Consider the following 6,000-nt stretch of genomic DNA (forward strand, 5'->3'; position numbering starts at 1 on the left):
TGGAGGTGGCTCACCATTAGCAAAGACATGTTGGTAAACGATGGGATTCGTGCACGTGAAGTAAGATTGATCGACCAAGACGGTGAACAATTAGGCGTGAAGAGTAAAATCGATGCGCTTCAAATTGCTGAAAAGGCTAATCTTGATCTAGTGCTTGTTGCTCCAACAGCGAAACCGCCAGTAGCTCGTATCATGGACTACGGTAAATTCCGTTTTGAACAACAGAAGAAAGATAAAGAAGCCCGTAAGAACCAAAAAGTCATCGTAATGAAGGAAGTTCGTTTAAGTCCAACAATTGACGAACATGATTTTGATACGAAGCTACGTAATGCACGTAAATTCCTTGAAAAAGGCGATAAAGTAAAATGCTCTATCCGTTTTAAAGGCCGTGCCATTACACACAAAGAAATCGGTCAGAAGGTGCTTGACCGTTTTGCAAAAGCGTGCGAAGACCTTTGTACAATTGAGCAAAGACCAAAAATGGACGGACGTTCCATGTTCTTAGTCCTAGCACCACTTCATGAAAAGTAAAGTTTTGAGGAGGAAAAATTCATGCCAAAAATGAAAACCCACCGCGGTTCCGCTAAACGTTTCAAGAGAACAGGATCTGGAAAATTAAAACGCAGACACGGCTTCACTAGCCATATGTTCGCTAACAAATCCCAAAAACAAAAACGTAAATTGCGTAAATCAGCAATGGTATCAGCTGGCGACTTCAAACGTATTCGTCAAATGGTCGCTAAAATGAAATAAGAGAAACAACATTTTTGTAAATTCTAGGAGGTAGACAATATGCCACGCGTAAAAGGCGGAACAGTAACACGCAAACGTCGTAAAAAGATAGTTAAATTAGCCAAAGGGTATTACGGCTCTAAACATTTATTATTCAAAGTAGCTAACCAAGCGGTAATGAAATCTTACCAATATGCTTATAGAGATCGTCGTCAAAAGAAACGTGATTTCCGTAGATTATGGATCGCACGTATCAATGCGGCAGCTCGTATGCAAGATCTTTCTTACAGCAAATTAATGCACGGCTTAAAATTAGCTGGTATTGATATTAACCGTAAAATGCTTGCAGACTTAGCAGTAAATGATATTGCTTCATTTAACACACTTGCTGATTCAGCAAAAAAAGCATTAGCTAAATAATTCAAAAATCCTCACTCTTTGGAGTGGGGATTTTTTTATGTTATAAATTAAGTTCTAGCTCTACTGGACAATGATCCGAACCAAGCACATCCGCATGAATTTTAGCATCAACTAATTTATCTTTCAGTCGCTTTGAAACAACAAAATAATCAATCCGCCAACCAGTGTTCCTAGCTCGCGCGTTCATTCGGTATGACCACCAAGAATAAGCATCGGTCAAATCAGGATAAAAATAACGGAAACTATCAATAAAACCAGCGTCTAAAAACGCAGAAAATTTTGCACGTTCCTCGTCCGAGAAACCCGCATTTTTGCGATTTGTCTTCGGATTTTTTAAATCAATTTCTTCGTGAGCAACATTTAAATCACCACAAAGTACAACCGGCTTCGTTTTATCCAAGTTTTTGACATATTCCAAAATCGCATCCTCAAACGTCATACGATAATCTAATCTTTTTAACTCAGCTTGCGAATTTGGTGTATAAACCGTTACCATATAAAAATCTTCAAATTCAAGTGTGATTACGCGACCTTCAGTATCATGTTCTGGAATACCTAAGCCATATTGCACCGATAATGGCTCAACTTTTGTAAAAATGGCAGTACCGGAATACCCTTTTTTTACTGCATAATTCCAATAATCTTTATACGCTGGCAAATCAAGTTCAATTTGACCTTCTTGTAATTTAGTCTCTTGCAAACAAAATATATCCGCATCCACTTCTTCAAAATACTCCAAAAAACCTTTTTTTACAGCTGCTCGAAGTCCATTTACATTCCAGGAAATTAATTTCATCTAAAAGCCTCCCATCTCTAATAGAACTATTATAACGTAAGTAACATGCTATAATGTAGTTAAACGATTGGGAGGGATAGTATGGAGAAGTACGTCGCTTTACTAAGAGCAGTAAATGTTGGTGGGAAAAATAAAGTGAACATGAAACAACTAAAAGAAGTATTGCAAGAAAAGGATTTCCAAAACATAACAACGTATATCCAAAGTGGTAACCTCGTTCTCAGTTCGAATTTACAGACAGAAACTGAAGTAGCAGTAAGAATAACAGAAGTAATTAAGCATAAATTTGATTTAAACATTGACGTATTTGTTTTTTCAGGAGAGAATTACAAATCAATCATCAAAAACAACCCGTTCCCTCCAGAAATAATTGGGGAAGAAGAACGTTGGCTGGTGGCTTTTTACAATGAAAATATGCCTATCCCTAAACAAAAAAATACCCAAGCTGAAGTAATAGCAATAGGGCGTGCCTTATATATCCATGTTTTCTCCAACCAAATTCATCACTTAAAATTACCTGCTTTTCTTGGAGAATATAAAAAAGCGCTCATGACAACGCGTAACTGGCGAACAACTGTTAAATTACAAACATTACTCGAAAGCCAGGAATAGAATTTTTTGAAAATCAAGTTTATAATGAAAAAGGATTAATCTAAGGGAGTGATAGAATTGAAAGAAGAACTATTAAAACGATTTACAAAATATGTAAAAGTAGATACACAGTCAAATGAAGAAAGCACAGTTTGCCCAACAACGCCAGGTCAAATGGAACTAGCAAATATTCTTGTTACAGAACTAAAAGAAATCGGTATGCAAGAAGTTACAGTCGACGAATTTGGTTATGTTATGGCAACACTTCCTTCTAACACAACGAAAGAAGTTCCGGTTATTGGATTTTTAGCTCATTTAGACACGGCGACTGATTTAACAGGTAAAAACGTGCAACCACAAGTGCACGAAAAATATGATGGTAAAGACATCGTTTTAAACAAAGACTTAAACGTGGTACTATCACCGAAACAATTTCCAGAACTAGCTAATTACAAAGGAAAAACCCTAATAACTACAGATGGAACAACCTTGCTTGGTGCGGATGATAAAGCAGGTATTACAGAGATTATGGTGGCAATGAACTATTTAATCAACCATCCAGAAATCAAGCACGGTAAAATTCGTGTTGCCTTCACACCAGATGAAGAAATCGGCCGAGGTCCAGAACGTTTTGATGTAGAAGCATTTGGTGCCAAATATGCTTATACTATGGACGGGGGCCCACTCGGCGAACTCGAATATGAAAGTTTTAACGCCGCATCTGCAAAAATCACTTTTAATGGTAATAGTGTTCATCCTGGTACAGCCAAAAATAAGATGGTTAATGCAATCAAAATGGCGATGGAATTCGATGCGTATATTCCAAAAGATGAAGTACCAGAGTACACAGAAGGCTACGAAGGTTTTTATCATTTAATCTCTTTAAACGGGGATGTAGAACAAGCCAACACCTATTACCTTATCCGCGATTTCGACCACTTGAAATTTGTAGAACGAAAAACGCATGTGGCTAGTATTGCTAAAGAGTTAGAAGAAAAATATGGTAAAGGGTCAGTAGAATTAAAATTAAATGATCAATATTACAATATGCGCGAAAAAATCGAGCCCGTAAAAGAAATTGTGGATATTGTTAGCGCGGCAATGAGAAATCTTGACATTGAACCAAAAATCAGCCCAATTCGTGGCGGAACAGATGGTGCTCAACTTTCCTACAAAGGCTTACCAACACCAAATATTTTCGGCGGGGGAGAGAACTTCCACGGTAAATTCGAATATGTTGCACTAGAAAGCATGGTTAAAGCTACAGAAGTAATCATTGAAGTGGCCCGTTTATTTGAAGAAAAAGAATAATAAAAAAGTGAGTCTAGTTCAACCTAGACTCACTTTTTCTATACGCTCATTTACCCTAGCGGCAAATACTTTTGCTTCGCCGTTTGCAACGAGTAACGTATAGCTTTCTTTATTTTTAAAATGTAAAATCAATTTTTTCGTCATGGAAAGAATACTCACTTTTTGTTCTAAATGGTCTATCGTTTCATAAGCGAATTTCTTAAGTAAGTAGACATCTTCATTTTCTAAGTAAAAAATTAACGCATCTTCATTTGAAATCCAAAGCCCCGTTAAATCCATCCATTCGCCTTCCATTTTATACGTAAACGCACCATAAATCAAACTAGTATCTATCCCGAGAAGCTCACGGACACCAGCTTTTGCAATCATCGTTTCATACAAAAATTTTCGCCCCTCTACATACGCATTTTTCGTATAATAACTATACCACTTACTTCGGATAGACTGCAATGGAACCATCTTTTATCCGAATTAATTCGACTGGCTTTTGATAAAAGTCGTGAAGAATTTCCTCTGTTAAAAGATTTTCTGTTTTTCCGTGATGAGTTATTTCCCCGTCACGGAGTAAAATGATATTATCAAAGCAGGGTAGAATTTCTTCCGTATGATGCGTCACAAAGAGCATCGTTGGCGATTCTGGAAATTCTGCAATCTTCTTAATTCTTTCTAATAGACGATTTTTCGCAAATAAATCAAGCCCATTACAAGGTTCATCTAAAATAAGCAACTTAGGACTAGCCATTAAGGCACGAGCAATCAATACAATTTGGCGCTCGCCTTGTGATAAAATTTTATACGATTTTCCAATAAGCGATGCGCCACCACAATCAGTAAGCACTTTTTTCGCTAGATGTATTTCTTCGGTTGTAACTTTCGCATAAATACCAATACTCGCAAATTTTCCGCTAAGTACAATTTGCTCACTTAACTCATATTCTTTCAGCTGATGATCAAGCGCATTACTAACCCAACCAATCGATTTACGTAACTCCGGCAAAGAAGTCTCGCCGAATATATGCCCAAGCACTTGAAGTTTACCACTACTAGGCCAAAGGTACCCATTTAAAAGTTGTAATAAAGTGGTTTTTCCAGAACCATTAAGTCCGAGAATCGCCCAGTTTTCCTTATTATTAACCACCCAATTAATATTCGACAAAATCATTTTATTATCTCGCTTTAAATAAACATTCTCAAAAGCAAACATCGAATACCCCATTTCCATTTTCTACTATTGTACATGAAAATAATGTAAAAAAGGAGCAAATACCAATGAAGCATGAAGAAATAATAATTGATGCGCAAAAATGGATGCAGGCCCATTTTGAAAAGGAAAATACTGGACACGATTGGGAGCACGTTAAGCGAGTCTGGCATTTAAGTAAACAAATCCAAGCAACAGAAGGCGGAGATAAATTTGTAATTGAATTAGCCGCATTATTCCACGATTATAATGATAGCAAATTAACACGAGACCCACTGCAAGCTACCGAAATAATCACGCATTGGATGAAAGAAAAAGAAGTACCTGAAGATGTAATCAATAAGATCATACGAATTATCCAAGCAGTTTCCTTTAAAAATGGAAAAAATCCTATCCATGCTTCCGCAATAGAAGAAAAAATAGTCCAAGATGCAGACCGTTTAGATGCAATTGGAGCAATCGGTATAGCTAGAACATTTACTTACGGAGGAGCACACAATAGAGAAATCGTTAATCGAGCTCACCCAGAGAATACCACATTACAGCATTTTTACGATAAATTACTCTTAATTCAGAATCAGCTAAAAACAAAGACTGGTAGGGAACTTGCAGCAGGAAAACAAAGAATTATGCAGGATTTTATACACGCACTAGAGAAAGAATTAGAAATATAAATTAAAAAGCTTGTTTTTAATATAAAGCTGTTATATAATGATAAAGCTGAATTGATACAAATTAATTCATCAAAAAACATTTTAAAAATAGTTGTTGACGTGATTTCAACTTTATGGTAAGATTTAAAAGTTGCGTTAACAAAGCAACTGACCTTTGAAAACTGAACAAAGAAGAAGACGAAAAGCAATGAGACGTAAAGTCTCACTGGTAATCGCAGGGCAGAAAACAGAAAGCTGTTTTCAACAAAAACAAACTAGTAATTTAATTGCTAGCG

The 6,000-nt window shown here is 36.5% G+C and carries 9 protein-coding genes; 6 read left to right on the forward strand and 3 right to left on the reverse strand.

What is annotated here, in order from left to right; translation table 11 throughout:
• The first annotated feature begins 15 nt into the window (after positions 1-15).
• The 3 genes from infC to rplT are packed head-to-tail and all read left to right on the forward strand — an operon-like array spanning position 16 to position 1,152.
• Positions 16-531, forward strand: a complete 516-nt coding sequence (gene infC, locus HCB45_RS01740) for a translation initiation factor IF-3 (RefSeq protein ID WP_010958948.1) — start codon at positions 16-18, stop codon at positions 529-531.
• A gap of 21 nt (positions 532-552) precedes the next feature.
• Complete coding sequence (gene rpmI / locus HCB45_RS01745; RefSeq protein ID WP_003720098.1) at positions 553-753, forward strand: 50S ribosomal protein L35; 201 nt, start codon at positions 553-555, stop codon at positions 751-753.
• 39 nt (positions 754-792) lie between these two features.
• On the forward strand, positions 793-1,152 hold the full coding sequence (gene rplT, locus HCB45_RS01750) for a 50S ribosomal protein L20 (protein WP_003720097.1): 360 nt from the start codon (positions 793-795) through the stop codon (positions 1,150-1,152).
• Between the two features lie 40 nt (positions 1,153-1,192).
• On the opposite strand, the gene HCB45_RS01755 is transcribed toward rplT, so the two are convergent.
• A complete protein-coding gene (locus HCB45_RS01755) occupies positions 1,193-1,948 on the reverse strand; it encodes an exodeoxyribonuclease III (protein WP_185618467.1) in 756 nt (251 codons plus the stop codon).
• Between the two features lie 81 nt (positions 1,949-2,029).
• Here HCB45_RS01755 and HCB45_RS01760 point away from each other — a divergent pair, with 81 nt between their 5' ends.
• Together HCB45_RS01760 and pepT are read left to right on the forward strand one after the other, a co-directional pair.
• Positions 2,030-2,560: a DUF1697 domain-containing protein gene (locus HCB45_RS01760; RefSeq protein WP_185320092.1), complete on the forward strand. Its 531-nt coding sequence runs from the start codon at positions 2,030-2,032 to the stop codon at positions 2,558-2,560.
• Positions 2,561-2,617: 57 nt separating this feature from the next.
• Positions 2,618-3,850 (forward strand): peptidase T, encoded by a 1,233-nt coding sequence (pepT, locus tag HCB45_RS01765; RefSeq protein WP_185618469.1) that lies wholly within the window; start codon positions 2,618-2,620, stop codon positions 3,848-3,850.
• Positions 3,851-3,868: 18 nt separating this feature from the next.
• Here pepT and HCB45_RS01770 read toward each other — a convergent pair whose 3' ends face one another.
• Together HCB45_RS01770 and HCB45_RS01775 are read right to left on the reverse strand one after the other, a co-directional pair.
• Entirely contained in the window at positions 3,869-4,231 is a 363-nt protein-coding gene (locus HCB45_RS01770) for a hypothetical protein (protein ID WP_185618471.1), read from the reverse strand.
• Positions 4,232-4,280: 49 nt separating this feature from the next.
• A complete protein-coding gene (locus tag HCB45_RS01775; RefSeq protein WP_185320097.1) occupies positions 4,281-5,054 on the reverse strand; it encodes an ABC transporter ATP-binding protein in 774 nt (257 codons plus the stop codon).
• Positions 5,055-5,119: 65 nt separating this feature from the next.
• Between HCB45_RS01775 and HCB45_RS01780 the strand changes: the two genes are divergently transcribed.
• The gene (locus HCB45_RS01780) at positions 5,120-5,725 is read left to right on the forward strand and encodes an HD domain-containing protein (RefSeq protein ID WP_185320095.1); all 606 of its coding nucleotides are present in this window, start codon (positions 5,120-5,122) and stop codon (positions 5,723-5,725) included.
• The last annotated feature ends 275 nt before the right edge of the window (positions 5,726-6,000 follow it).

This window comes from Listeria farberi, from assembly GCF_014229245.1.
Lineage (GTDB): Bacteria > Bacillota > Bacilli > Lactobacillales > Listeriaceae > Listeria > Listeria farberi.